20 protein-coding genes, 1 tRNA gene and 2 pseudogenes are annotated in these 26,389 nt (G+C 58.5%); 19 read left to right on the forward strand and 4 right to left on the reverse strand.

Annotation, left to right across the window (positions count from 1 at the left end):
• Positions 1-279 precede the first annotated feature (279 nt).
• The 9 genes and pseudogenes from nifH to fdxB all read left to right on the forward strand — a co-directional run bounded on the left by nifH (position 280) and on the right by fdxB (position 9,829).
• Positions 280-1,170, forward strand: coding sequence for a nitrogenase iron protein (gene nifH, locus SJ05684_RS28500; RefSeq protein WP_010875130.1), 891 nt, complete (start codon positions 280-282; stop codon positions 1,168-1,170).
• Between the two features lie 95 nt (positions 1,171-1,265).
• Positions 1,266-2,780: a nitrogenase molybdenum-iron protein alpha chain gene (gene nifD / locus SJ05684_RS28505; RefSeq protein ID WP_014857528.1), complete on the forward strand. Its 1,515-nt coding sequence runs from the start codon at positions 1,266-1,268 to the stop codon at positions 2,778-2,780.
• Between the two features lie 95 nt (positions 2,781-2,875).
• Positions 2,876-4,416, forward strand: a pseudogene (nifK, locus tag SJ05684_RS28510) (nitrogenase molybdenum-iron protein subunit beta).
• A 54-nt stretch (positions 4,417-4,470) separates the two neighbouring features.
• The gene (gene nifE, locus SJ05684_RS28515; RefSeq protein ID WP_014857642.1) at positions 4,471-5,961 is read left to right on the forward strand and encodes a nitrogenase iron-molybdenum cofactor biosynthesis protein NifE; all 1,491 of its coding nucleotides are present in this window, start codon (positions 4,471-4,473) and stop codon (positions 5,959-5,961) included.
• A 9-nt stretch (positions 5,962-5,970) separates the two neighbouring features.
• A complete protein-coding gene (nifN, locus tag SJ05684_RS28520) occupies positions 5,971-7,380 on the forward strand; it encodes a nitrogenase iron-molybdenum cofactor biosynthesis protein NifN (RefSeq protein ID WP_014857641.1) in 1,410 nt (469 codons plus the stop codon).
• Positions 7,377-7,856 (forward strand): annotated as a pseudogene (gene nifX / locus SJ05684_RS29910) (nitrogen fixation protein NifX); the annotation flags it as partial. The gene nifN and the pseudogene nifX, both read left to right, overlap by 4 nt.
• 6 nt (positions 7,857-7,862) lie before the next feature.
• Positions 7,863-8,351 (forward strand): NifX-associated nitrogen fixation protein, encoded by a 489-nt coding sequence (locus tag SJ05684_RS29915; protein ID WP_034859528.1) that lies wholly within the window; start codon positions 7,863-7,865, stop codon positions 8,349-8,351.
• 433 nt (positions 8,352-8,784) lie between these two features.
• Entirely contained in the window at positions 8,785-9,204 is a 420-nt protein-coding gene (locus SJ05684_RS28530) for a hypothetical protein (RefSeq protein ID WP_034859525.1), read from the forward strand.
• 307 nt (positions 9,205-9,511) lie between these two features.
• Positions 9,512-9,829 (forward strand): ferredoxin III, nif-specific, encoded by a 318-nt coding sequence (gene fdxB / locus SJ05684_RS28535; RefSeq protein ID WP_015633444.1) that lies wholly within the window; start codon positions 9,512-9,514, stop codon positions 9,827-9,829.
• Positions 9,830-10,180: 351 nt separating this feature from the next.
• Here fdxB and SJ05684_RS28545 read toward each other — a convergent pair whose 3' ends face one another.
• Positions 10,181-10,678: a hemerythrin domain-containing protein gene (locus tag SJ05684_RS28545; protein ID WP_015633443.1), complete on the reverse strand. Its 498-nt coding sequence runs from the start codon at positions 10,676-10,678 to the stop codon at positions 10,181-10,183.
• Positions 10,679-11,488: 810 nt separating this feature from the next.
• On the opposite strand from SJ05684_RS28545, the gene SJ05684_RS28560 reads away from it, so the two are divergent.
• From SJ05684_RS28560 to SJ05684_RS28570, 3 genes are all read left to right on the forward strand, one after another.
• A complete protein-coding gene (locus tag SJ05684_RS28560) occupies positions 11,489-13,027 on the forward strand; it encodes a M16 family metallopeptidase (RefSeq protein WP_014857633.1) in 1,539 nt (512 codons plus the stop codon).
• Positions 13,024-14,367 (forward strand): M16 family metallopeptidase, encoded by a 1,344-nt coding sequence (locus SJ05684_RS28565; RefSeq protein ID WP_014857632.1) that lies wholly within the window; start codon positions 13,024-13,026, stop codon positions 14,365-14,367. The genes SJ05684_RS28560 and SJ05684_RS28565 overlap by 4 nt, the downstream gene beginning before the upstream one ends.
• Positions 14,368-14,849: 482 nt before the next feature.
• Positions 14,850-15,281 carry a helix-turn-helix domain-containing protein gene (locus SJ05684_RS28570; protein WP_014857631.1) on the forward strand — a complete coding sequence of 144 codons (432 nt, stop codon included), beginning with the start codon at positions 14,850-14,852 and terminating at the stop codon, positions 15,279-15,281.
• 112 nt (positions 15,282-15,393) lie between these two features.
• On the opposite strand, the gene SJ05684_RS29920 is transcribed toward SJ05684_RS28570, so the two are convergent.
• A complete protein-coding gene (locus SJ05684_RS29920; RefSeq protein WP_153458739.1) occupies positions 15,394-15,720 on the reverse strand; it encodes a hypothetical protein in 327 nt (108 codons plus the stop codon).
• Between the two features lie 296 nt (positions 15,721-16,016).
• On the opposite strand from SJ05684_RS29920, the gene SJ05684_RS28575 reads away from it, so the two are divergent.
• The 7 genes from SJ05684_RS28575 to SJ05684_RS28615 all read left to right on the forward strand — a co-directional run bounded on the left by SJ05684_RS28575 (position 16,017) and on the right by SJ05684_RS28615 (position 23,932).
• The gene (locus tag SJ05684_RS28575; RefSeq protein ID WP_034859526.1) at positions 16,017-17,150 is read left to right on the forward strand and encodes an MFS transporter; all 1,134 of its coding nucleotides are present in this window, start codon (positions 16,017-16,019) and stop codon (positions 17,148-17,150) included.
• A gap of 430 nt (positions 17,151-17,580) precedes the next feature.
• Positions 17,581-18,780, forward strand: coding sequence for a histidinol-phosphate transaminase (gene hisC, locus SJ05684_RS28585; protein WP_014857627.1), 1,200 nt, complete (start codon positions 17,581-17,583; stop codon positions 18,778-18,780).
• A gap of 298 nt (positions 18,781-19,078) precedes the next feature.
• Positions 19,079-20,107, forward strand: coding sequence for an LLM class flavin-dependent oxidoreductase (locus tag SJ05684_RS28590; RefSeq protein WP_014857626.1), 1,029 nt, complete (start codon positions 19,079-19,081; stop codon positions 20,105-20,107).
• Positions 20,108-20,273: 166 nt separating this feature from the next.
• Entirely contained in the window at positions 20,274-20,690 is a 417-nt protein-coding gene (locus SJ05684_RS28595) for a hypothetical protein (RefSeq protein ID WP_223843489.1), read from the forward strand.
• Between the two features lie 111 nt (positions 20,691-20,801).
• On the forward strand, positions 20,802-21,881 hold the full coding sequence (locus tag SJ05684_RS28600; protein WP_041415762.1) for an IS630 family transposase: 1,080 nt from the start codon (positions 20,802-20,804) through the stop codon (positions 21,879-21,881).
• Between the two features lie 508 nt (positions 21,882-22,389).
• A protein-coding gene (locus tag SJ05684_RS28605) for an IS3 family transposase (protein ID WP_369983262.1) occupies positions 22,390-23,486 on the forward strand; the annotation gives its coding sequence in 2 pieces (ribosomal slippage) (positions 22,390-22,651 and positions 22,651-23,486; 1,098 coding nt in all).
• A 370-nt stretch (positions 23,487-23,856) separates the two neighbouring features.
• Positions 23,857-23,932, forward strand: a tRNA-Ile gene (locus SJ05684_RS28615).
• A gap of 162 nt (positions 23,933-24,094) precedes the next feature.
• Here SJ05684_RS28615 and SJ05684_RS28620 read toward each other — a convergent pair.
• Both SJ05684_RS28620 and SJ05684_RS28630 read right to left on the reverse strand, forming a co-directional pair.
• Positions 24,095-24,352: a hypothetical protein gene (locus SJ05684_RS28620; RefSeq protein WP_014857619.1), complete on the reverse strand. Its 258-nt coding sequence runs from the start codon at positions 24,350-24,352 to the stop codon at positions 24,095-24,097.
• 462 nt (positions 24,353-24,814) lie between these two features.
• Positions 24,815-26,383 carry an ISL3 family transposase gene (locus tag SJ05684_RS28630; protein WP_048655403.1) on the reverse strand — a complete coding sequence of 523 codons (1,569 nt, stop codon included), beginning with the start codon at positions 26,381-26,383 and terminating at the stop codon, positions 24,815-24,817.
• Between the last annotated feature and the right edge of the window lie 6 nt (positions 26,384-26,389).

The following is a 26,389-nucleotide window of genomic DNA, read 5'->3' on the forward strand; positions in this document are numbered from 1 at the left end:
CTTGTACCTGATCAGCGGCAGTGGGCTCCGAGCGCCTGATAGGCAACGCTTTCGACAATTGTTTGTGAAATTGTCGGCTCCGCGACACAGGCTTGCGTCTGGGTCGGCTACTTCTCCTAATCTAAGTAGCTGTAAAAGAAAGTAAACCAGCTTCTGCTGGGCTCACCCTCCTCGACTTGGCACGGGTCTTGTAGCCACTCTTGTGCAGGCGGCTTGAAGCTGCCGCTGTATTCGTGTTGCGGGCAACCGCGATGGTTTCGAACAACGAAGGAAAGCAACATGGCAGGTCTGCGTCAAATCGCGTTTTACGGCAAGGGCGGTATCGGCAAGTCCACCACCTCGCAGAACACGCTCGCCGCCCTTGTCGACCTCGGGCAGAAGATCCTCATCGTCGGCTGCGATCCCAAGGCCGACTCCACCCGGCTCATCCTCAACGCGAAGGCGCAGGACACGGTCCTGCATCTGGCGGCCAAGGAGGGATCGGTGGAAGATCTCGAGGTCGAGGACGTGCTCAAGGTCGGCTACAAGGGCATCAAATGCGTCGAGTCCGGCGGCCCCGAACCGGGCGTCGGCTGCGCCGGCCGCGGCGTCATCACCTCGATCAACTTCCTGGAGGAAAATGGCGCCTATGACGATGTCGACTACGTCTCCTACGACGTGCTGGGCGACGTGGTGTGCGGCGGCTTCGCGATGCCGATCCGCGAGAACAAGGCGCAGGAAATCTACATCGTCATGTCCGGCGAGATGATGGCGCTCTATGCCGCCAACAACATCGCCAAGGGGATCCTCAAATACGCCCATTCGGGCGGCGTGCGGCTCGGCGGGCTGATTTGCAACGAGCGCCAGACGGACCGCGAGCTCGATCTCGCCGAGGCGCTGGCGGCCAAGCTCAATTCCAGGCTCATCCACTTCGTGCCGCGCGACAACATCGTCCAGCACGCCGAGCTCAGGAAGATGACGGTGATCCAGTATGCCCCGGAGTCGCAACAGGCTGCGGAGTATCGCGCGCTGGCCGACAAGATCCATGCCAATTCCGGCCAGGGCACCGTCCCGACCCCGATCACCATGGAGGAGCTGGAGGACATGCTGCTCGATTTCGGCGTCATGAAGACCGACGAGCAGATGCTTGCCGAACTTCAGGCCAAGGAAGCGGCGGCAGCGGCCCAGTGACCGCCGCCGCAGACGCTGCCCGGGACGGTGATCCGGTGCGACATTCCACCAATGGTGCCTCTTCTTGGAGGACACGCAAAAAAGGGGGCAGGCCAATGAGCCTCGATTACGAGAATGACAGTGCGCTCCATCAGGAGCTGATCACGCAAGTGCTGTCGCAGTACCCACACAAGGCGGCCAAGCGTCGCCAAAAGCACCTCAGTGTCGCATCGGACCGCGAGGCGGTCGGGGAGGAGGGCGAGACCCTCTCCGAATGCGACGTGAAGTCGAACATCAAGTCGATCCCCGGGGTGATGACGATCCGCGGCTGCGCCTATGCGGGCTCGAAGGGCGTGGTCTGGGGCCCGGTCAAGGATATGGTCCACATCTCGCACGGCCCGGTTGGCTGCGGTCAGTATTCCTGGTCGCAGCGCCGCAACTATTATGTCGGCACCACCGGCGTCGACACCTTCGTGACGATGCAGTTCACCTCCGACTTTCAGGAGAAGGACATCGTCTTTGGTGGCGACAAGAAGCTGGAACAGGTCATCGACGAGATCGAGGAGCTGTTTCCCCTCAACAACGGCATCACCATCCAGTCCGAATGTCCGATCGGCCTGATTGGCGACGACATCGAAGCGGTGTCGCGCAAGAAGGCCGTCGAACACGAAACGACGATCGTGCCGGTGCGCTGCGAAGGCTTCCGCGGCGTCTCGCAGTCGCTCGGCCATCACATCGCCAACGACGCCATCCGCGACTGGGTGTTCGACAAGGCGGACGACAAGACGGACGTCGAGTTCGAAACCGGTCCCTACGATGTCAACGTCATCGGCGATTACAACATCGGCGGCGACGCCTGGGCGTCGCGCATCCTGCTCGAGGAGATCGGGCTGCGCGTCGTCGGCAACTGGTCGGGCGACGCCACGCTCGCGGAAGTGGAGCGGGCCCCCAGGGCCAAGCTCAACCTCATCCACTGCTACCGGTCGATGAACTACATCTGCCGGCACATGGAGGAAAGATACGCCATCCCCTGGATGGAATACAACTTCTTCGGCCCCTCCCAGATCGAAGCCTCTCTGCGCAAGATAGCCAGGCATTTCGGCCCGACGATCGAAGAACGGGCCGAGAGGGTCATCGCCAAGTACCGGCCGCTGGTCGACGCCGTGATCGACAAGTACTGGCCGCGCCTCCAGGGCAAGCGAGTGATGCTCTATGTCGGTGGTTTGCGCCCCCGCCACGTCATCACCGCCTATGAGGACCTCGGCATGCAGATCGTCGGCACCGGCTACGAATTCGCCCACAACGACGACTATCAGCGCACCGGCCACTACGTGAAGACGGGCACGCTGATCTATGACGACGCGACCAGTTACGAACTGGACACGTTCATCGAGCGGATCCGCCCCGATCTGGTCGGCTCCGGCATCAAGGAGAAGTATCCGGTGCAGAAGATGGGCATCCCGTTTCGCCAGATGCACTCCTGGGATTATTCCGGCCCCTATCACGGCTATGACGGCTTCGCCATCTTCGCCCGCGACATGGATCTCGCCATCAACAATCCGGTCTGGGATCTTTACGACGCGCCCTGGAAGAAAATGACCGTGCCGACGGCCGCAGTTGCAGCCGAATGATCGTCCGGTCTTGCGCGGCACGAGGACCGCGGCAAGACCGGAAACCTCTCGAACATCCCTGGCCTAAGAGGCCAGATCAAGAAGGGTCAAACACCATGCCGCAATCGGCTGAGAAGATACTCGACCATGCGCCGCTGTTTCGCGAGCCGGAATACCGGCAGATGCTCGCGGAGAAGAAGCTGAACTTCGAATGTCCGCACCCCGAACGGCTCGTCACGGACCAGCGCGAATACAGCAAGGGCTGGGAATATCGCGAGAAAAACCTCGCCCGCGAGGCGCTCGTCGTCAACCCCGCCAAGGCCTGTCAACCGTTGGGGGCGGTGTTCGCAGCCGCCGGCTTCGAGCGGACGATGTCGTTCGTCCATGGCAGTCAGGGCTGCGTGGCCTATTATCGCTCGCACTTGTCGCGCCACTTCAAGGAGCCGGCTTCGGCCGTTTCGTCCTCGATGACCGAGGATGCGGCGGTGTTCGGCGGCCTGAAGAACCTGGTCGACGGGCTCGCCAATACCTACGCGCTCTACGATCCGAAGATGATTGCCGTCTCCACCACCTGTATGGCCGAGGTCATCGGCGACGACCTGCATGGCTTCATTGAGAACGCCAAGAGCGAAGGCGCAGTCCCGCCCGAATTCGACGTGCCGTTCGCTCACACGCCCGCCTTCGTCGGCAGCCATGTCGACGGCTATGACAGCATGGTCAAGGGCATCCTGGAGCACTTCTGGAAGGGCCAGGCGCGCACGCAAGCGGCCGGCACGATCAACATCATCCCGGGCTTCGACGGCTTTTGCGTCGGCAACAACCGCGAGCTCCAGCGCCTGCTCACCCTGATGGGCGTGTCCTACACCTTCATCCAGGATGCCTCCGACCAGTTCGATACGCCGTCCGACGGCGAATACCGCATGTATGACGGGGCACGACGATCAAGGCGCTGAGGGCGGCACTCAATGCCGAGGCGACGCTGTCGCTGCAGCACTACAACAGCCGCAAGACGCTCGAATATTGCCGGGAGGTCGGTCAGGCCACCGCCGTCTTCCATTACCCGCTCGGGATCAACGCCACCGACGCGTTCCTGATGAAGGTGTCGGCGATTTCCGGCCGGGAAATCCCCGAGACGATACGCCTGGAACGCGGCCGGCTGGTCGACGCCATGGCCGACAGCCAATCCTGGCTGCATGGCAAGACATACGCGATCTACGGCGATCCGGACTTCGTCTACGCCATGGCCCGCTTCGTCATGGAGACCGGCGGCGAGCCGCGGCATTGCCTCGCCACCAACGGCACGGCGGCCTGGCAGGCCGAGATGACCGAGCTGCTCGCCTCTTCTCCCTTCGGCAAGCAGGCAAAGGTCTGGCCGGGAAAGGATCTCTGGGCCTTGCGCTCGCTGCTCTTCACCGAGCCGGTCGACCTGCTGATCGGCAATTCCTACGGCAAGTATCTCGAGCGCGATACCGGCACGCCGCTGATCCGGCTGATGTTCCCGATCTTCGACCGCCACCACCACCACCGCTTTCCGCTCATGGGCTACCAGGGCGGCCTGCGCCTGCTGACGACGATCCTCGACACGATCTTCGACCGCCTCGATCGCGAAACGATGCAGACGGCGGTGACCGATTATTCCTATGACCTGACCCGCTAGAGCGGCGGTCGGCAAAACGCCGGCCGTCTCCTGATGCAATCTGGAGATTAGCGAATGTCTTCGCTCAATGTCAAAATCCAAGATGTCTTCGATGAGCCTGCCTGTGAGAGAAATCGCAGCAAGGATTCCAACGCACGCAGTAAAGGCTGTTCGAAACCGCTGACCCCCGGCGCGGCGGCCGGAGGCTGCGCCTTCGATGGCGCCAAGATCGTGCTGCAGCCGATCACCGACGTTGCGCATCTGGTTCATGCTCCACTCGCCTGCGAAGGCAATTCCTGGGACAACCGAGGTACGGCGTCGTCCGGTCCGACGCTTTGGCGCACCAGCTTCACGACCGATCTCACCGAGCAAGACATAGTTATGGGGAACAGCGAGCGGAAGCTCTTCAAAGCGATCCGCCAGATTAAAGAAGCGTATCAGCCGCCGGCAATCTTTGTCTATGCGACGTGTGTAACGGCGCTTATCGGCGACGACATCGAAGCGGTCTGCAAGCGCGCTGAGGAAACGTGCGGCCTACCGGTGGTGCCGATCAATTCGCCGGGCTTCGTCGGTCCGAAGAACCTCGGCAACAAGCTGGCTGGCGAGGCGTTGCTCGACCATGTCATCGGCACGGTGGAGCCAGATGATGCCGGCCCTTGCGACATCAATATCCTTGGCGAGTTCAACCTGTCTGGTGAGTTCTGGTTGGTAAGGCCACTCTTGGAGAGGCTTGGCATCCGTGTTCGCGCCTGCATTCCCGGTGACGCCCGCTATCTCGACATTGCCTCCGCTCATCGCGCTCGAGCAGCCATGTTGGTGTGCTCTACGGCGTTGATCAACCTTGCCCGCAAAATGGAGGAGCGCTGGGATATCCCGTTCTTCGAGGGATCCTTCTACGGCATCACCGCCACCTCGGAAGCACTCCGACAGATTGCCGATCTGCTCGTAAAGAAGGGTGCCGATCAAGAGATCCTCGACCGCACCGATGCACTCATTGCGGAGGAGGAGGCGATTGCGTGGAAAAAGCTCGAGGAATACCGGCCGCGACTTAAAGGCAAGCGGGTGCTCATCAACACCGGCGGCGTGAAATCCTGGTCGCTTGTTCATGCGCTGATGGAGATCGGCATGGAGATCGTTGGCACCTCGGTCAAGAAATCGACGGTCGAGGACAAGGAGCGCATCAGACAGGTGCTTAAGGACGATCTCCAGATGTTCGAGTCGATGTCGCCCCGAGAGCTCTATGCCATGCTCTCAGAACATAAGGCTGACATCATGCTGTCGGGCGGGCGCACGCAATTCATTGCGCTGAAGGCCAAGATGCCCTGGGTTGATATCAACCAAGAGCGTCACCGCCCCTATGCGGGCTATGACGGCACGGTGGAACTCGTGCGCCAGATTGACCTTGCGATTCACAACCCGGTCTGGTCGCAGGTGAGGGAGCCGGCACCCTGGGAAAGCCGTCCTGCTACACAGGAACCGCTGCCGAACACGCGCCCCGACTCTGATGCTACGAGTGTCGGGCGCTCAATTCGCCGGCACGACGCCGGTTACTTCGTTGAGTGTTGAGGAAAGCAAATGGTCCACATCCATCGCCAATCTAAATCAGCGACGGTCAATCCGCTCAAGTCGTCCCAACCGCTGGGTGCCGCGTTAGCCTTTCTCGGGGTCGATGGCGCGATACCGCTGTTCCACGGCAGCCAAGGCTGCACTAGCTTCGCGCTAGTGCTATGCGTGCGCCATTTCAAGGAAACGATCCCGCTGCAGACGACGGCAATGGACGAATTGGCAACAGTCTTGGGCGGGGCAGCCCATCTGGAAGAGGCGATTCTGAACTTGAAAAAGCGGGCGAATCCGCGGCTGATCGGGATCTGCACGACGGCACTTGTGGAAACCCGTTCTGAAGATTTCGCAAGGCAAATCGCCAACATCAAAATGACGCATGCGGAGAAACTTGCAGGCACAGAGGTCGTGCTGGCAAACACGCCGGATTTCGATGGCGCCTTGGAGGAGGGCTGGGCGAGGGCCGTCGCCGCGATGATCCAACAGATTACACTGCGGGGTCAGCAGGCGCCTCGCTCGAGAAAGGCAACACTGATCGAGAGGATTACAAAACCTAGCGAGCAGCCGTGGAAGCAAAAGAAGGTTGCGATCCTGCCCGGATGGCACCTCACGGTAGGCGATATCGAGCATCTGCGCGAGATGGTGGAAGGTTTCGGGCTGAGGCCGGTGATCGTGCCGGACGTCTCAGGCTCCCTCGACGGTACGGTGCCCGACCGCTGGATGCCGACAACGTATGGAGGTACAAGCATCGAGGATATACAGGAGTTGGGTAGGGCGGTGCAGTGCATCGCCATCGGGGAACATATGCGGCGCCCGGCTGAGCTACTGCAGACGTTGACGGGTGTGCCTTACGTATTGGTCCAGTCACTAACGGGATTGAAGAACGTCGACCAGTTTGTCTCGCTTCTTTCCGAGATTTCCTGCGTGCCGGCGCCGGCGAAAATCCACCGTCACCGCTCACAGCTGCAAGACGCGCTTCTCGACGGACACTTCCATTTCGCCGGCAAGAAGATCGCGATCGCCACCGAGCCGGACCAGCTGTACCAATTTGCCACCTTTTTTACGGGACTTGGCGCCGAGATCATCTCGGCCGTTACGACTACGGGTGAGTCAGAAATTATCGAGAAAGTCCCGGCCGAAAAGGTCCAGATCGGCGATCTCGGTGATCTCGAAGAGCTAGCAGGCGGCGCTGATCTTCTCGTTACCCATTCGCACGGACGCCAGGCAGCGGAGCGCCTCGGCATCCCTCTGCTGCGGATCGGCTTCCCGATATTCGACCGCCTCGGCAGCCAGCACAAACTCACAGTTCTCTATCGTGGCACGCGCGACCTGATCTTCGAGGCGGCCAACATCATCCAGGCCAACCAGCCCGCGCCGTCGCTTGAGAAAATCGATGCAATGCGAAAGCGGAGAAATGCCGGATGAATTCCGTTCGTCGCCTCTCGCTCGTCACTGACGAAATCCAGCCGCGGCGTTCCGGCGCATTGCGCATAGCGATCGCGACGCAGGACATGAAAGTCCTAAACGCCCATTTCGGGTCGGCCAAGCACTTTGCAGTCTACGACGTGTCGCGCGACGGCTGGGATTTCGTGGAAGCTGTGAGCTTCGATGACGTCTCCGACGAATCCGGGAAGCATCCGATCGAGGGCGAGGACCGCATCACCCCAAAGGTGACCGCGTTGACAGGCTGTCATCTCCTCTTTTGTCGGGCTATCGGCGGCCCTTCCGCAGCCAGGGTCGTCTCTGCGAAAATTCATCCGATTAGAGTGGGAGAGCCGGAAGCCATTCAAGACGTACTTTCACGAACCCAGAAAATGCTCAAGACGGCCCCTCCGCCGTGGTTGCGCAAGGTGCTGGCGCAAGCGGGCGTCGCAGAGAAAAAACCATTCGAGGACGAGGACTTAATCATGAAAAAAACGTCCATCAATACGGGCACGCCTGATGTCAAGGTGGACGAGGCGGCCCTTGTCACGCCGTTTGTCAAATGCCTCGCGCGGCTGGTCCGCGCGCAGGATACCTACGGATCGCAAGACCGCGCATCGGACGCGGAGTTGTTGGCCAACTTCGTCATCACTGAAGAGCAGCGTCGAGAAATCCCGATCATCGGCGATCCCGGTCCGGACGTCATGTTGCGGTTCAATATCTTTTATACCGCCGTCGCGCTTTCAATCGAAGCACGTACCGGTTTGGTAGCGTCGCCGATCACGATGATCAGCCATGAGGGCTTCGGACGAGTGCTTCTAACGACCGGACGGCTGGTCGTATTTTCGAAAACAGTGCGCGACGTCCACCGCTTCGGCTTCGCGACACTTCGCAAGCTCGCGGAAGCCGGTGCAAAGCTGGTGGATGATGCGACCGCCGCCATTGAAACCTATCCCGAAGTGGCTCGGGCCTGACGATCGATCCGGCAAAAGGCATGCTGCCGGCGCCAAGGCGATCGGCCAAGGATTAGGGCTACGCCCGTGGGCGGCTTGAGGGCGAGTAAATAGTGGATTTTTCCGAAACGGAGGGTATGAGCCCGTGCATCAACCTCAGCGACGCGCGCCGCCGTCTGCCCCGGGCACTTTATCTGTACCGCTTGAGTACTAGTTCGGTAGCCGCCGATGAGAACCATGTGTAGTAATTCAAACAGCCGCTTCGACACTCTTGTCGGTAAAGCGACACATTCTTGTCGACTGTTCCCTTCCTTGCCTCCCGGCTAAATGCCTGAAATGCTAACATAACAAGCTTCTTTTCAAGTCGAGCACCCGAGTGGCACGAGTCTTGCCGACATGCCATCTAAGAGGCTGGAAAGCCGGGGATCGGCAGGGTACGAATGAGGCAAGCAACGTGGCAGGTCTAGGTCAGGTCGCATTCGGCTGCGAGGGAGGCATCGACACGTGCACCGCCGCCCAGAATGCGCTCGCTGTTTTTTTTGATCTCGGACCGAAAGTCGGTAGTGTCGGCGGCAACCTGAAGAGTAACTCCGGCCGCTTCATCCTGGAATCAATGCCGCGGGACAGCGCGCCAGCGTGGTACGCGATCATCCGCGATTTCGATGCGGACGTGCCGTGGAGGCTCAAAGCTTTCCACACCACCGCCGGGCTTGCGCTCGAACCGTCCGTTCGCTCCGTGTACGAGGGCTTCGGGGTGCTTCTCACGACCGGGCAGAGTCGTATTGACGGAACACCATCCGTCAGTCTTCCAATAGGAAGCTCGCCGGAGACCGAAGCGATAACCGCCATCCACGCACCCAAGTGGCGCGGTTGACGGTCGATCTAGGCGATGACGAACCGCCGGCTCTCATTTCCCCTGGAGAGCCGACGTCAGGCAGCGGGACCACTCCTCCCCACGCGCACCGGTCCCGCTGCCGCGATCTTTCCACAGGGCGAGGCTCAAAAATGCCTAGCCAAGTCTTTGCAATGGCCGCTGACTAGCAGACCGCCCCGAAAAGTCGGCCGACAAGACCGGAATTTCAGCGGATGTGACGGATGAGGTCACGTCCGATCTCGGAAGAGATTTTACTTTTTTGCCTGTGGCGGATGCGGAGAGACAGATCCTGATTGGAGAACCAACGATGACAAGTCATTTCTTTACCCGCGACGGCTCCACATGGATGCCGCAATATCTGACGGCCATTGACGCCATGACGTGCATTGGTTGCGGCCGCTGCTTCAAGGTCTGCTCGCGCGAGGTCATGCATCTGCACGGCATCGACGAATCCGGTGAGATCCTCGGGGCCTGCGATGGCGAGGACGACGACTTCGATGGCGAGCTCAGCCGCACGATCATGGTTGTCGATCACGCCGGCCGCTGCATCGGCTGCGGAGCCTGCGCCCGCGTCTGCCCGAAGAACTGCCAGACCCATGTAGCGGCCGACAAAATTGTTGCTTGATCTGACGAACGGACTCCGGAAAACGACTTTGGCCGCTATAAATGCAATCGTAGTCGAAACGACAGTCCCCAAAGAGCCTTTGCCGTCGCGCAAGCTGACGAAAGACGTAGACATCGCCGACCGTCGACCCCGTCCCGCAGCTAGCAGCCGACGTAGAACAACGAACTGCCCAGCCACCTGAGAGCCAGAGCAAGTCCGCCGAACTCGGAATGAGACAGAATTGGCACGACATTGATTTCCTCGCGTGATTCAGGGTGAATCCCTGCCTTGGAGTCAGGAGGCAATTGGCGGCGCGGGCACTCAGAGAGGATCTTCGAATGCCCCGTTGGCATCGGTCAGGAACGGGATGCGTCAGCAGCCTGAGCGATCAGCAGTTAGGTTACGAAAGCACTGCTGCTCGAAGCGCACATGCCGACGCAAATTGGTGAAGAAACCACGGAGCATATAGCCCGCTGCCTCCGGATTGACAGTAGCATCCGCCGTCGCCAGCCGACCCAACACTTCCGCCAATTCCTCGGCGAAGCATTCGTCTTCGCAATGCTCATACTTGAGCAGACCCAAAGTACTTAACACTGATGGATCGTCCCCCAGCTTCTCCTCTGTCCACGCGAAAACAGCAGCTTCTTCTCTCTCGTGAAGATTCCGTAAGTGCGGGCCAAGCATCTTTCCGGCGTGAGCGCATATACTACGGTCGACTCCGTACGGAAGGCCGTTTGCAATGGCCTCGAGACGGTCACAGAGAGCCAGTTGGTCCTCGTGAGAACCTGCCAATAAGGCCAGCCGATCGGCGGTGGCTGGAGCTAATGACCGGTTTGTGGGGGGCGCAAACGTCTTGATCCTAGCGATCATACACTCCAGTCCCTTTCCGTGATTTCTCTAAGGTAATCTTCCGTGCTCAAGGATGAGGTAATGCGTGGTGCGGGGCCTTGACTTGAATCAAGGCCCATCGGCAATAGGGCTAATAACCATCTCATTGTCCGATGGATCGTACGCGGCGTTTCCGCCCAAGCGCTCTGCCGTTGTGAGATCGCCATGAGCACGTCGGGGAGTCTCAGCTACTTGTGAGACGCTGATCCGTTGTGCATGGACCCACGCATGAGCGCGTCGATGTCTTTGGCGAGTGGCGGTTGGCGATGCCGATGAAGAAATTGGTAGACTGGGTTCAACACCATTCATCTTGCAAATCGGACCCAGCTACCATTGCCTTGATCATGGCCGGCACAGAGAGCGCATTGCGGCGCTTGGGTTTCTTATCGGCTTTTTCGACGAAGCCCTGCATGTCGCAGGGAGCGCCTTGGCGGACACGAATATGCGGCGCCGCATAGACCCAGGAACGGAGCAATAAGACGATCGGCAGGCGTGAACGGGAAGTATGGCACCGTTATAGTGCCAATGACCGCGCGGAACCATGTCGGGCGGGACCGAGCGCGCTCGCCTACTCGGCAGAAGGCCAGCCTCTACGGATCGCCGCCTGTCGGTTTTGGACGCGGCGGTCCACTTTTAGCCGCCAGGCTGTCATTGTTCGACATACGACAATGTTAGAATGCTGACATAGCTAGTTCGATCCAAAGGTGCTTGAATCTAAACGGTTTTTCCGTGGCACGTATTTTGCTCTGCTGACGTGCCAGCGTCGACGAGAATTGTGCGAAGAATGTCGAAATGTCAGAACCGTTCTTTATGCCGGGGTCGGGGCCCGCGCCCGGCCACCCTACTGCAGAACCTTGGAGAAGAAGGAAGAGGTGGTACTCGCCAAGCGATGGTCGAGCTGGCACTGCACGGTCGCATTTGCCACAGCGGTCGACGAGCCATGATGGAGTGTGTTCGCGTATCTGTGCATTTGTCCTATGTATGGTCGCACTGCAATTTCTGATGACCTCAGCAATGGCGGCCGACGAGAGCCCCCTTCGCGAAGCCGAGGTTGCAAATTTCATGCTGGGCAACGGCATGGAGGTAGTCGTCATACCTGATCACCGGGCGCCGATCGTCACGCAGATGATCTGGTATAAGGTCGGCAATGCCGACGAGCCACCCGGCAAATCCGGCATTGCTCATTTCCTGGAGCATCTGATGTTCAAGGGAACGAAGAAGCATCCGTCCGGAGAGTTTAGCGCAAAGATCGCGGAGATCGGCGGTGAGGAGAACGCCTTCACGGGTTCCGACTACACCGCCTACCATCAGACGGTCACGCCAGAGTCGCTCAAAACAATAATGGAATTCGAAGCTGACCGGATGCGCCATCTCGTTCTCACCGATGCGGTGATCGTACCCGAACGCGATGTCATTCTTGAGGAGCGACGCTGGCGCGTCGAGAACAGTCCGGAGCAGCTACTTGAGGAGGAGATGCAGGCGACCTTGTATCAGAACCACCCTTACCGCATCCCGACGATCGGCTGGATGCATGAAATGGAACAGCTTAATCGCGAAGACGCACTAAAGTTCTACGACCGCTACTATGCCCCCAACAATGCCATTCTGGTCGTGGCAGGCGACGTGGACGCCGGCAGGGTGCGGCGGCTAGCGGACGAGACCTTCGGGACCCTGCCTCGCGGTCCGGATCTGCCGGCGCGGGTGAGGCCGCAGGAGCCGGAGCAGAACACTAAACGTATCGTCGCGCTCACCGACCCGCGCGTCACGGTGCCGAGCTTCCAAAAATCCTGGGTAACGACGTCCTACGGAACAGCTGAGCAGGGCGAAGCGGAAGCCCTCGATATCCTGTCGGAGATTCTCGGCGGGGGAACGCGCAGCCGGATCTATCAGGAGCTGGTAGTCAAACAGGCAATAGCCTCATCTGGCGGGGCCTATTTCAACGGAAGGTCGCTCGATCCGTCGAGCTTCACGGTTTTTGGCTCGCCGCGCGGCGAGGCGAAGATTGAGGAGGTGGAGGATGCGATAGACGCTGAAATTCGGAAGATCATCGAGTTCGGCATTACGGATGTCGAGCTCGAGAAGGCCAAAAACCGCTTCGTGCGCTCGATAATCTTCGCGCGCGACAGCCAGTCGGGAATGGCCGGCATTTATGGGGCGGCGCTTGCGACAGGCGATACTGCACACGACGTAGAGGCGTGGCCACTTAGGATCCGCGCCGTAAAGGCGGCAGAGGTGCAAGCGGCTGCCAGGAAATACCTCAGTCCCGACCGGTCCGTAGCGGGGTATCTGCTGCCCCGCGAAAGCGCTACCTCAGGAGATAAAAGCCGATGATATCGTTCAGCCGACTGCGCATCGGGGCCAAGCCCTCACTCGTCGTGGCATGCATATTGCTGGGCCTTGCCGCGTGTCCAGCGCTTGCGGGCATGGCCATAGAGGAGGTCGAGACATCGAGCGGGATAAAGGCGTGGCTGGTGCAGGACTATTCGCTACCGATCGTCACCACCCGCTTCGCATTTCGGGGCGGCAGGACGCAGGATCCATCTGGGAAGGAAGGCATTGTGAATCTGATCACAGAGCTGTTGGACGAAGGGGCCGGAAATCTTGACAGCGATGCCTTTCAGGAGCGGCTGGACGATGCTGGCGCCGAGATGCTCTTTGAGGCGGGGCCCGATGCAGTCTACGGCTATATGCGGGTGCTTGCGGCGCGAAAGGATGAGGCTTTCCAACTTCTCCGGCTGGCAATCGAGCAGCCGCGCTTCGACCAACAGCCGGTGGACCGCCTTCGTGCCCAAATCGTCTCCAGCATCCTGGCAAGAGCCAAGGATCCGGAGACGGCCGCACAGTTCGCATGGATGAGGGCGATCTATGGTGATCATCCGTATTCGCGTCGGGAGGAGGGCACCGTGCAAACACTTGCCGCTGTCACTACCTCCGATCTGAAGGCGGTTCATGAGCGGATTTTCGCGCGCGGCAACCTTACCATTGCCGTGGTGGGAGCGATCGATCCCGGCACACTCAAGCGTGATCTGGATCGAATATTCGGCGGATTGCCTGCTGGCCCCTCCCTAACGCCGGTCGTTGACGCAGTGCCTAAGCTGGGGCGCGCCATTCGCGTCGCGTATGACTTACCTCAGACCCAACTGAGCCTAGCTTACCCGGGAATCCCCCGAAAGGACCCGCAGTTCTTTGCAGCCAATCTCATGAACCAAATCCTTGGCGGAGGCGCGTTCACATCCAGGCTCTGGAATGAGGTGCGCGAGAAGCGGGGCCTCGCTTACGGCATTTACTCAACCTTGGAGAACATCGACCATGCTTCGGCGCTCGTCATCGGCACGGGAACCCGCCCGGATCGGGCCGCAGAGACGCTCTCCCTCATCCGAGCCGAGGTCAGGCGAATGTCAGAGGAGGGCGTCAGTGAGGACGAGCTCACTGCGGCAAAGAAAAAGCTCATCGGCGGTTATGCGATCGAAAATCTGAACTCATCTAGTGCGGTCGCCCAAACATTGGTCCAAATCCAACTCGAAGATCGCGGCATCGACTACGTCGAGCGTCGCAAACAACTGATCCAGGCCGTCACCGTGGAGGACGTACGGGCAGTCGCGAAACGGCTGCTCTCCGCCGACCCCACCGTAATGACTGTTGGACCGTCCCTCAAGGGAACGAACCGATGACCGTCCAAAGGAAAGCTAGGCTGGCAGCGTCCTACCTTGGGATGGGGGTAGTCAAGATCACCTCTCGCGGTCACCAGATGTTCGATTCCAGGCTCTATGCGACTCCTGAAGCAGCAAGGGAGGTCCCGCATCGCAGCCTCCCTCCGCCCGACGGCAGGAGAGAATGTGGTGTCTCGGCGCAAACAGGCGAATGCTCTCTAGCACGACTGCTCCTGCGATGCTGGTGACCTGCTGGCAACGAGACTGCTTGACCCTGCAGCAGCGGTTCTCGCGTTACTCACGAAAGCGCATCAGCACCACCGCTAAGGCTTCACACTTGAAGCATAATCTGAATGTGCTTAGGGTGGCCGCCGAAGACTCCAGATGTCTCAATTGAGTTTCTGACTTTCAGTTGAGGTATGTTAAAGGAGTGTATGTGCGGGAGGTGGAGCTCATATCATATCTCCCGAAGAACTAAGATAGCCGAAATTGAGGAGACGAATGTGCTGAGTACTAACTCTGAACAAACAAGACGTAAGCCAAACGCTGTGGATGCCCATGTCGGTCAACGAATCCGCCAGAGGCGTGAGTGGCAGAACATGTCCCAAACGACTCTCGGCGAAGCTATCGGGGTGACGTTTCAACAGGTTCAAAAATACGAAAAGGGCGTGAACCGCGTCGGTGCGGGTCGGCTTCAGCAGATTTCGAAGGCTCTGAAAGTGGAGCCTTCCTACTTCTTTGAGGATACGCTTAATAAAATCCGGTCGGAGGAGCGGTCCGCTTCAAATCAGATTAACATCCCACCCGAAGTCGTTGAATTCGTTGTAAGCAAGGAAGGGATCGAGCTCATCAGGGCCTTTTCTCGCGTGGGCGACTATCGTCTGCGCCGCCGAATCGTGATGCTGGTCAAGTCTTTGGGCGCACACGAGCGGTGATGTATGGATGGGGCCGCTTCTGTGTGGAGACAGAGTGTCTCTATAAAGTCAGACAAGCACCACCGCACTGGGAAATGAGTCACCAGTCTGTCCGATACTCTCGTACGGCCCTTCACCCTTTAAACGTCCTGAAATACCAAGGCGATACTCGCCGATCAATTCTCCGAATCTTGGCGGGCTGAGCGCCGCGCCCGTCCTTCGGGATGCTGCGGCGACCATCGACTGCGAGCTTGAGGATGTCATAGAACGACACGCCCATGCGAATATGCTCGGCCGTTTTGTCGACATTTGCAAGGGCAACGGCCGTTCGTTGGTCTATTGTGGCGGCCGATATTTGCAATTGCCGAGTAGCGTTATAGGCAAAATCGCTCCGGGACTCACCACACTGAAAAGCCATTGAACGTGGTTTTTGCGCAAACCTGTCTATGATCTCAATCAATTCATCTGTAGTTCATTCGTGCTAGCTTGAGCGCAGCTTTAGTCGCCGACCACGATCCGACTTGAAGCGAGCGATGCTTTCTACACCGGTTTCACCGGTCAGGGCGGAAAAGAAGAGTCCAGCCGGCCCGGATTTCCTATTCTGAGACCTCAGAACGGGAGATCGAGATCTTTTCATTTGTAGCCTGCCGCGGAATGGGCGAGCGCTGACCTGAGTTCTCAGGGTCCGCTACGCAAGCGCCGGAATACGACCGGACAATCAATCGACGTCAGAAGCTACGGGATGTTGGAGAAGAAATGCGTAGGTTGCTTACTCCCTGGCGCGGTGTCGCTGCAGGCTTTCTGTTGAACGGGATCCTCCTCGGGACCTGGGCTTCTCGCGTTCCCGCCGTGATGGGTCACTTTCACGTTGCCAAAGCGAGCTTTGGGGTTTTGCTGTTGCTTTTAGGGTTGGGCGCATTAATTTCGTTCCCCATTACCGGAAGGCTGTCCGATAGCTTGGGTGCAGTGCGGGTCGCCCGAATGATCGCGATCCCGTTCCTGGTTTCGATTGCCGCTCTAGGGCTTGCGCCCACAATACCGCTGCTGGCGATCGCCCTATTTCTCTTTGGCATGTGTCATGGCTCGATGGACGTAGCGGTGAATAGTTGGGCGAGCGAAGTGGAGAAACACATGGGACGGCCAGTGATGTCGTCGTTTCACGCCATGTGGAGTGTGGGGGCCGTTCTCGGCGCAGCAGGCGGTTACATTGCTACAGTCTTTCAGACCCCAGTGTACGTCCATTTTCTTGTTACGGCCGTGACGATCGGCGGGTTGCTCGGACCCTTCCTTCTGCTCGATTGGCAATCAACCATCCGAACGCATGAAAGTGGTGCAGTGGGATTGGTGTTACCTAACAGTGGCCTTTTTCTTGTGGGGCTCATTGCTCTCGCCTCTGGACTAGGAGAGGGTACAGCTCTCGACTGGAGTGCTGTATATTTGCATGATGTAGTCGGGACCGAAGAATCGGACGCCGCCTTGGGGTACATGGGCTTTTCTGCGGCCATGGTGATGATGAGGCTTAAGGCGGATTCTCTGGTTACGCGATGGGGATCAGTCACTGTTGCACGCATAAGCGGTTTCTCGGCTGTCTTTGGCATTTTGTTGATCGTCCTCGGTGAAACCTTGCCGTTAGTCGTGGCGGGCTTCGTGCTGATGGGGGTCGGCTATGCGGCCGTCCTACCATTGGCTTTCAGTCGGGCAGCAGCCGATCTTGTAGTGCCGGCGGGGAAAGCCATCGCGTCCGTTGCAATCTTCGCATATGGCGCAATGACGTTGGGGCCCTTTGCAATTGGACTCCTCGCCGAGGCAACCACAATGCGTTTATGCTTTTTTATCGTCGGACTATTCGCAGCCTTGGTGGCAGTATTGGCTCCAGTGCTCAAGCAATAGAAGAAATCACCGCCTGCTTTATCGCACCTTGAGAGATTTTAGCGTTTTGTCATGAGAGCGACGAATACTCCGCCTTTTGCTGACCGAGGCCGCGAGTATTCTTCATCGGCAGGCGCGGAACGGAACGGGTTGGAGATCACAGACGCCATTTTTGAAGGCATGGGTGAACCAGGCATGAAATGGATCGAGGTGACCGGCCGAGGCCAGCGGCGGTATCGGACTGACGAAGATGAGTAATCAAAAGTCGATAAAGCGTTAAATTCATATCATCAATAGCTGCGATGAAAACAAACGATTTTACTGAATAGATGCGGGCGAAATAGAAGAACGCTCATCAAGTTGGAGTCAGTGAATGCGCGGCACTGTTAGCCCAACTCGCGTTGACTGTCGGACAAAGCGACTATCCTCTGCGAATTGAATGGAGAGAACTATGTCTGATGCAAAGCTGCAGCGCGTACTTTCGTCTCTTACGGAAGTGTACAGACAGCTAAATTCTCTGCCGTCCAGTCAGGCATCCGACGCCGGCTATGTCAAACTCGATACAAACGAGAATCCATTTGCGTTGCCAAAAGCGGTAATGCAGAGCGCAGTTGCTGCTCTCGAGCGGCAGTATTTATATCCAGAGGATGACAACATCAGTTTGCGGGAAGCCGCCGCTGCATCCTATGATCTTTCCGCGGATCAGGTGATCGCCGGTAACGGTTCGTCCGAACTTCTTTCGCTCATATATAAAGCATTCCTTGGTCCGGGTGACAGTGTCGCGATGCTGTCGCCCGGCTTTGCATACAACCGCAAGCTCGCCCAATTGCAAGGTGCTCGATTACTTGAAATAAAATGGGGCGAGTCTTCCTTGTTGCCGATACACGAATTGCTCTTCGGTCCTGCAAAGCAGGCAAAGTTCATCCTGCTGGCTAATCCGAACAACCCGACAGGAACATTTGTCCCGATTGCTGATATTGAAAGCCTCGTCGCACTATCTGACCAGTTGGTGGTACTCGATGAGGCCTACGTGGACTTCGCTCCCGACAGCGCTCTGCGCCTCGTTAGCCGCTATTCGAATCTTCTGCTCTTAAGAACGTTTTCGAAGAGCTATGCTGCGGCCGGCATTCGCGTCGGCTTCGGCTTCGGTCATCCTGAGGTGATAGGGAGGCTGCGCAATATCCAGAACATGTTCAATATGAATGTGATCGGCCATGCGGTTGGCGTCAGCATCCTGGCCCACCGCGCCACCTATAATGAGAACCACCGCCATATCAGGCATGAGAGAGAGCGGGTGAGGGGGGCGCTGTCGCGACTTGGGTTCTCTGTAACGCCCTCCCATGCAAACTTTTTGCTGGCGCGGGTGCCTGCAGGACGAGACGGCGTTTGGTGGCACGCCTGCTTGAAACGGAAAAAGATACTCGTGGCCGTTCTTCCCGATGAAGGTCTGGAAGATTGCATTCGCGTCAGCATCGGGACGAAACCACAAATGGATGCGTTTCTTGCGGCTGTCGAGGACATTTCGGGAGCTCAGACAATCTCGATGATGGGACGTATAGCCGCTTCAGGCTCGGCTCTTTTGCACGTAGGAAAAGACAGTGGCGACAGGAAAGAGAGCGACGACCGGAAGACTGGTCTCCCACAGCGCTAACTACGCCACGCCCGTGAGGAAGCTGAGTTCATAGCCTGGCGCCTGCATGTGTCTAAAGGCGTGCTCCACAACACAAGGTCGCTGGGACGGAAACATCTGCCGGTAGGTGCACTGAAAAACTGTTGAGCAATAGCCGAGCACGCAGGGATGTGTGCCGTCGGCGGCTTAACGATTTGGCTTCCGCCACCGTTGCAAGGGCAGGCTCACCGTGAATAGCGATGTTCGGCCAAATAAAGCCCCCAGGTCTCATTTCGCTCGAATTGAAGTCCGGGGCTACCAGGGTAAAGTGAGACGTTAAATGAGAAAAATCCTTCCTTCAAAGCTAGCTTTCGGCATATTCGACCATTTGGACGAGGACGGTAACGCCATGGCACGGCAATACGCAGACCGCCTCACGCTAACGGAAGCATGTGATCGTCTCGGCTTTTACGCTTACCACCTAGCGGAGCACCATTTTTCGCCGCATGGGAGAAGCCCATCGCCGAATCTGTTCCTATCGAGCGTCGCGCAGCGCACCCGTCAACTTCGTCTTGGCCCGCTTGTCATGCTGCTTAGCCTTTCTCATCCGCTGCGTGCGTTTGAGGAGATCTGCATGCTTGACCATTTGAGCGGCGGTAGGGCCGAGTTGGGCATAGGGCGCGGCTCTCTTCCGATCGAGCTAGGTTACTTCGGGATCGATCCGGACGCGGTGGCTGGACGCTATTTCGAAGCCAGCGAAATCCTGATGGAGGCGATGAGGGGCGGCAATCTTTCCTACCGCGGCGACCACTTTGAACTAAACAATGTCCCCTTGATCCTGAGGCCTCATCAACGCCCGCACCCGCCGACTTGGATCGCCACCAACCGACCTGAGTCTGCACGCTGGGCCGCTACAAACGGCGCAAATGTCGCATGTGTGGGACCCGCCTCGCTTGTTCGCAGGATTACTGATGCCTTCCGTTCCGAGGAAGGACTCAGTTCTGGCGCGAACTGCAACGCGTCATTTCTCGGACTGCTCCGCATGATTGTCGTCGGGCAATCTGCAGAACATGCATACTCGCTTGCGGCTCCTGCCTTCGAACGATGGCTGAATAACTTCAAATTCCTGTACGACCTCCATGCAATTCCAGTTCCGCCAAATCTGCCTCTGACCTTCGATGCAGCAATCGAAAGTGAATTGTGCGTCGTAGGAACGGCGCCTGTCGTGCGACGGGCTCTGCTTGATCAAGTCGACGAAGCAGGTGCTAACTATCTCCTTTGTCAGGTCGCGTTTGGAGATTTGCCTTTGGATGCTTCGCTGTATACCGCAATGACCATTCAATCGGAACTAATGGATCGAGTTGGCTGAGTGCCATGGTGCCTGACGAAGTCAGGCGTGTGTAAAAGCGACGGCTTCCTGTCGTATCAGGCGCAACTCCAATTCGGCCCCAAAACCAACAATGGGCTGGTCGGCGCTAAGTACATCTGACTCGAAGGTATTTTATCGGGTAGCGTGGCTTCTGGGAAGAGGTAAGATGGTCGAGATCGACGCAATATTGATAACAGACGTAAACGGAATAGGAACGACCGCGGATGATCAACTAGCATTTGTCAGTTTGATTGCTGATCAAGGGGAAACAACCACAGTAGCATTCGGTCCAGAAATGGGCAGCAGAATAGCTGCTTCGTTCATGGCCGCATGCGGACAGCTCCAACATCAAATCGCTACGAGAACGGGGAAGGAGGAAAGAAAGTTCAAGCCCTTTGCTGCAGCCGGATTCAGCGTCAGAGCTGGTCTGGCCGCCGATGGCTCCAATTCGGGAATGTTATCAATTTCAACCGTAGCGGGCGCCGAGGTTCACTTTATAGCAACGGAACGTTCTCTTCGAGAACTCGAAAACCAATTAACGTTATTGCTCGAACAATTGCGGTTACGTTCGCGACCGAATTAATGCGATTGTAGCGGTAACAAAGCTCTTATGACTATCATGGCTAGTGGTATCCGCCTAACATAAGAGTCTGTATGGGATTCCCTTTGGCGAGTGCGTATGCGAGTGTGGCGCATGCGCACAGGAAGAGCCTTCACCGTTTCGCCGACCGATCGCCAACGCCTGAGAGCCCTCATCAGTGATCGCAATGCGCCGCAGAAGCACGTCTGGCGCGCCGAGATCATCCTGCTGAGTGCCGATGGCGTCGGCACCGTCGAGATCATGCGACAGACCGGCAAGTCGAAGACCTGCGTGTGGCGCTGGCAGGAGCGCTTCGCCACGGAAGGCTTCGAGGGTCTCTTGCGCGACAAGACGCGCCCCTCGCGCATTGCGCCGCTCGGGCCGGAGATCGGCGAGCAGGTGGTGGCGCTTTCGCTTGCCGACCCGCCGGGCGAGACGACGCACTGGACTGCCGACATGATGGCGGCCGAGGTGGGCGTCAGCGCCAGCGCGGTGCGCCGCATCTGGAAGGCGCACGGTCTCCAGCCCCACCGCTGGCGGGCCTTCAAGCTCTCCAACGACCCGCAGTTCGTCGCCAAGCTCAAAGACGTTGTCGGCCTCTACGTCGACCCGCCGGCCCATGCCATCGTGCTGTCGGTCGACGAGAAGAGCCAGATCCAGGCGCTCGACCGCACCCAGCCCGGCCTGCCCCTGAAGAAGGGCCGGCTCGGCACCATGACCCACGACTACAAGCGGCATGGCACGACCACGTTGTTTGCCGCCCTCAACGTGCTCGACGGCACCGTCATCGGCAGGAACATGCAGCGTCACAGGCATCAGGAGTTCATCCGTTTTCTCAACGCCATCAACGCCCAAGTGCCGGCCGACAAGGCGATCCACGTCATCCTCGACAACTATGCCGCCCACAAGCATCCCAAGGTGCGCGCCTGGCTCGACCGCCATCAGCGCTTTACCTTCCACTTCACGCCGACGTCCTGCTCGTGGCTCAACGCCGTCGAGGGCTTCTTCGCCAAACTGTCGAAGCGTCGCCTCAAGCGCGGCGTCTTTCATTCGGTCGTTGACCTCCAGGCCGCCATCAACCGCTTCCTTACAGAGCACAACCAACAACCCAAGCCCTTCACCTGGACCGCCGATCCCGACAAAATCATCGCTGCCGTCAAACGGGGGCACCAAGTGTTAGATTCCATCCACTAGCAAGGCCTGGCAGTAATGGATATCGCCCATTTGGGTAAAATTCACGCGGGCAATTCGAACGGCAATCATTTTGGCACGAGCGGCGCTGGCTGGTCGTCCATGTCGAGTGCATATTTTCCCAAACGGCGGATATGCCCGGTGTGGGGACTGAGAGTGGCGGCAAGCTTCGGCGTGAAGCCCGCCTGACCACCTGCCGATAGTTAGGCATGGCGCTTGCTACCGTAATACCAACTTCGCTCGGAATCTGATCGAGCGGGAAGTCTCCTGCGCCGCATCCCAATCGTGCGCTATGCGGATCTGTCAATGAACAGCGCGTCGCGCTGCAGCCGCCACGGCCTTTGCCACCAGCCGCATTGATGACATAGCGTCATGGTGCCTGACTGTCTCATCTTGGTTGATGAGGTGGAACGACCCGCTACCACAGCATCAACGTGCTAACGTGGTTGACCTTGCCCCGTTGAAATAATCCATTTTGAAGTAAGCTCTGGCCCATTGAGAGGACCAGAGAATGAAGCGCAACCGTTTCACAGACGAACAGATCATCGGGATTCTGAAGGAGCACGAGGCGGGCACGCCGGTCTCGGAGCTTTGCCGCAAGCACGGCGTCAGCGATGCGAGCATCTATAAATGGAAGGCCAAATTCGGCGGCATGGACGTGTCCGAAGCCAAGCGGCTGAAGACGCTGGAGGACGAGAACGCGAAGCTGAAGCGGCTTCTGGCGGATGCGATGCTCGACAATGCTGCTCTGAAAGACCTTTTGGGAAAGAAGTGGTGACGCCCGCAGCCAAGCGGAGTGCTGTCGCGCATCTGATGAGCCAACATGGGATGAGCGAACGGCGGGCGTGTAAAGCCATCGGCTTTTGCCGAATGACGATCCGTTATGAAACCAGGCGCAGCGACGATCATGGCCTTCGCGAGCGAATGAAGGCGCTGGCACATGAACGCCGCCGCTTCGGCTATCGACGCATTCATGTGCTGCTCAGACGTGAGGGACACCTAGTGAACCACAAAAAGCTCTTCCGGCTCTATCGGGAGGAGAAGCTGACGGTGCGCAAGCGCGGCGGCCGTAAGCGAGCGATTGGCACCCGAGCGCCGATGCTGATCCCGATGACTGCCAATGATCGTTGGTCGCTGGACTTCGTGTCGGATCAACTCACCGATGGACGCAGGTTCCGGATTCTGACGGTCGTCGACGATTGCACCAGAGAATGCTTGGGCCTCATCGCCGATACTTCGCTGTCCGGCCTGCGGGTTGCCCGTGAGCTGGACCGGATCATCCAGGCACGCGGCAAGCCCAGGATGATCGTCAGCGACAACGGCAGCGAATTCACCAGCAACGCGATCCTGCAATGGACGGACCGGGGCAAGGTGGATTGGCACTACATCGCGCCTGGCAAGCCGATCCAGAACGCCTTCATCGAAAGCTTCAATGGGCGGCTGCGAGACGAGTTCTTGAATGTGGCTAGTCGCACTGTTAGCGCGACGGCCTTTCAAGGTCGTTGCGATCGCGCTCGCCAACAAAATGGCGCGGATCATCTGGGCGCTCCTGACCAAGGGCGGAACATATCGCGGTCTCGAGAGCAGTGCGGCCAGCTCATAAGCTGACAACGAACATCACGAACTGCGCGGCACGGTAGCCGCCAGTGGCAAGGTGCACAAACAAGCGATGATTCCACAACGGGACGAAATCCCGAGGCGAGAGAGGCCAGCGCGCCATTGCGCTTCGAGCGCGTTTGGTTGATCAGTCACTCGTTTCGCGGACTTCATCGAGGCCAGCGGTCCACAGAACCGCGCTGATAGGCCGGACATATGACCGCACCGTTCCCGCGGGATGAATCGCTGAAAAATGCCCTTGCCAAGCGGGTCGTTCCACATATGTCGCGCTGCAGACCGCAGCGCCCAAGCGCAAACGTCGGTCGGGAGTAGATTGAAATATTGCAAATCTCTCACTGCTGCCGTAAGCCGTCTGGAGGAGGGGCCTGTAGCTCAATGGTTAGAGCCGTCGGCTCATAACCGATTGGTTGCAGGTTCGAGTCCTGCCGGGCCCACCAAATTTTTTTGTGTCGCCTCATACCGCGGCACTCGAGCATCTGCGTCGCCCCGCGATAGACGACCGGGGCTGCCTGGAAAGCAGCATATGCTCCGTCACACCGAAACCTCCCAGAGATAGCCACGGAGCCCGAGGTCTGCCGCCTGGCAAGTCCAAAGGGCAACTAAAATGCATCCCTGATCGGAAACATGTCTTCGCCGTAGTGGTGAAGTCGTGTGTGATGCCGCCGGCATAACCACCGTACCTTCAAAGGCTCGTCATATTGGTCGTGATGGGCATCGACTGCTTCGATCCCGCAGACTTCGCACGTTTGCTTCTCCAGTTCGCCTGCATTCACTGCGCGCTGCACAGCGAGATGAGCATCATACTTCCCTGGATTGGCACGGCGCCAATTCGCTTGGCGGGTATCGGTTTTCAGCATTGCTGCGCTGCCCTTCGTTGGCCTTTGCTCCGGCCTGACGAACACTTCTATCACAGTTTCGCTTCTTTTTGGGCGCGACAGCGGACTGTGCCTCGTTGACCTCAACGGCAATTGGCTACCATCCGAGTCGGCCCATCAAGCCCGCCGCTCGCTCCGGAATGGTGAATGCACAAATTCATGGCTTGACCCTTGTGGGCGGCTCGTCAGAAACGCGAGCACTGACCTCCATTACGCCCCAGAAAGGGAAAGAACCATTAGTGTTTTCGCACGCTCGAAATTCATGGCCAAAGCCTTTCGCAAGGCTCTGGCCGAACAAAATGTCGAACTAACGGAAGCTACCCACTTGCCGAACCCGTCCAAAAGCAGGAAGTGGCGGAAGACGGTTCTTAGCACAGTTGGCGTCGAGCGCTTGTCAATCGGCGTGCAAAATTGGCTCTGACGCAGTTTTGGTGGTGACGGATTTTATCCCGCGCCAATGACGCGGGCTTGGAGGAGGTCAATCTTTCCGCGACCATACATCTGACGCTTCACGAGCTTGAGCTTGGTGATTTGCCCCTCCGTCTGGCCGTTCGACCACGGCGAAGTTAGCGCGGCGCTGACGGCTGCGCGGTCTTTGACGATGCCGTTGGCGAAGGAGGCTACTAAACCCGTTCGGGTTTTCTCCAACCATGGATCGAGATCAGCGAGGGATTTCTTGCGGATCATCGCCTGGAAGGCGGCGATGGCTTCCCGCGCCTCGACGAGCAACGGTACACCGCTCTCTATCGCCGCGACCGTCACGGTCTCAGATTTGGAGAGGTCGTCGCGACCGATGGTCATAAGACGCGCAATGGTCCTGGCCGAGGGCGCTCGGCTCAAGGCACCGTCATCGACCTTTTCTGCTTTTCGACGGCGTGTGGCCCACTCGGTGACAACTCGAAGGCAGCCACGGAACCCTTGGCTCTTGAGTTGCCGCCATAGCTCCGTTCCATTCCGGTGTCCGGCCGACCACTGAGCGTCAAGCCATGGCAGATAGAGTTCGAGCGAGTTCTCGCGGACGCGGAAGACATCCGAACGTTGACCACGCAGCACGCGTCGGACCAGGCCGCGACTGTATCCGGTCCGGCGCATAATCTCCTTGATTGCGGCTCCCGACTTGGCCAGGTCGAGAATGGCGGCGTTGGTGTCTTCGCGGCGAAGATATCCCTCGTACTGGATGCGCTCGGCGGCAGTCAGCAGCTCGGGATTGATCGTGGCGGCTCCGATCGCGGTTCGGATCTGGCGCATGGATTTGCGCACCGCATCGACGAATGCCCGGCTGGCATTCTCCATCAAGTGCCAGCGGTCAGCGACCTGGGTCGCCTGTGGCAATGCCTTGGCTGCAGCCGTCGCGTAACCACCGCCGCGGTCGCGGGCGACGATGCTGATCTGAGGTTGGTCCGAGAGCCAAGCCTGGGCCGTCGACGGCTCCCGATCTGGCAGGAGAGCAATGGTTTTGCGCCGTTCCAGATCGCAAATGATGGTCCCATAGCGTTGGTTACGTCGCCACGCCCAATCATCGATCCCGATCACGATCGGCGGGACAAAGCGCGGACTGCCGCGCCGCCGCACGACGCGCAGCAGCGTATCATTGCTTACCGGCAACATCAGCCGCTTGGCAAAGGCGGCCGCTGGCCTGCCACCCAGTGCAAGCCCGAGATGATGGACGATGTGGTCGAGCCTCGCAGTTCGCCGCGCTGAAGGCGCGAGAACGTCCCCGTCGAAGCGCTCGGCGAAGATTCGCCGGCCGCACAACACTGCGTCGCAGTGGAACCGTCGCGCTTCAATGACAAGCCGAACGGGCTTTCCCACCAAGGGCAGGTCAGCCAAGCGTCGTTGATATCGACTGTGGATTCGCTCCGACCTTGTTCCGCAGATCGGGCAAAGGCTTGTTCTACTCGCCGGCCGAACCGCGATCAACATAACCTCGTCATCAACGGCTGTATTGTCGACTACAAAGCCGCGAGGAGCGTCGACGGTCGCAGCGAATAACCCATGGTGCTGATTCCTTATGTGAAA

The organism is Sinorhizobium sojae CCBAU 05684, assembly GCF_002288525.1.
Classification (GTDB): Bacteria; Pseudomonadota; Alphaproteobacteria; order Rhizobiales; family Rhizobiaceae; genus Sinorhizobium; species Sinorhizobium sojae.